The sequence below is a fragment of the Vibrio sp. Vb0598 genome, assembly GCF_033338935.1.
Lineage (GTDB): Bacteria > Pseudomonadota > Gammaproteobacteria > Enterobacterales > Vibrionaceae > Vibrio > Vibrio alginolyticus.
In genome coordinates, this window is sequence record NZ_JAWOTP010000284.1 from 1 (window position 1) to 1,057 (window position 1,057).

Annotated in this window: 2 protein-coding genes; both read left to right on the forward strand. The window is 44.5% G+C overall.

Annotated elements, in window-relative coordinates:
• The coding region (locus tag R7Q38_RS24715; RefSeq protein WP_318114709.1) for a cation diffusion facilitator family transporter at positions 1–527 on the forward strand (527 nt) is incomplete at its 5' end.
• Positions 481–897: a MarR family winged helix-turn-helix transcriptional regulator gene (locus R7Q38_RS24720; protein ID WP_005463375.1), complete on the forward strand. Its 417-nt coding sequence runs from the start codon at positions 481–483 to the stop codon at positions 895–897. The genes R7Q38_RS24715 and R7Q38_RS24720, both read left to right, overlap by 47 nt.
• Positions 898–1,057 lie beyond the last annotated feature (160 nt).

Sequence of the window (1,057 nt, forward strand, 5' to 3'; positions counted from 1 at the left end):
TCCATCATCATGATCACGACCACCCACATGATCATAACCATTCGCATGGACACTCGCACGAGCACCACGACCACAATCTTGCCGCCGCGTATTTTCATGTCTTGGCAGATACCTTAACGTCACTGTTAGCGATCCTTGCACTTATTATTGGTAAGTTTTACGGATGGATTTGGTTAGATGCCATTATGGGGATCGTTGGGGCTTTGGTGATTGGTAAGTGGACTCTCGGTTTGATGAAGCAAACCGCACCAGTCTTATTAGATGAGAATATTAATCACGAGTACCTACAGGCAATCAGAGAGACGCTTCAGCCATACGCAGACGTGCTGGATCTGCATGTTTGGAAGGTGAGCGGACATCATTACTCGGTTGCGATTGTGTTACATAATCGCAGTGATAAAACGTTGAGTGAATTTAAGCAATTATTGAGTAAGTTTGATAAGATTCATCACCTTACTCTAGAGTTACAAAATAGCTACGATGAGCGAACTAGAAAAGTTGAATCAAATGCTGACCGAGTTCTATGACAAGATGTCTTCTTGGGAACAGTCAGTCGTAAAAGAAACCGGCTACTCTTTGGCCCAAGTCCATACCATTGAAGTGCTGGGCGGCCATGGTGCGCTGCGCATGAAAGAACTGGCGGAAAAGTTAGGCATCACGACCGGAACGTTAACGGTACAAATCGAAAAGTTAGTGAATGCGAACTTGATAGAACGTTGCCCTCATCCGGAAGATCGCCGTGCTATCGTTGTGAGGCTCACACCAGAAGGTGAGAAAATTCATCGCCATCATAACCAGTTGCACCTTGACCTTGTGCGTGATCTTACTCGTCATATTGAGCCAGAGCAGCAATCAACCTTTCTATCGTGTTTGGAAAAAATGAACCGGGAATTCTAGGTTTCATCCGAGTTACGGCAAAATAAACCATGAAAAGCAGAACTCCCATCGAGTTCTGCTTTTTTGTATTTATTGGTTTAGAAACCAGCTTTCTAACGGTAACTGAGTAAATGCGTAAGTCACACCAACACAAAATGCAGCGCCCGTAATGCCAATACCA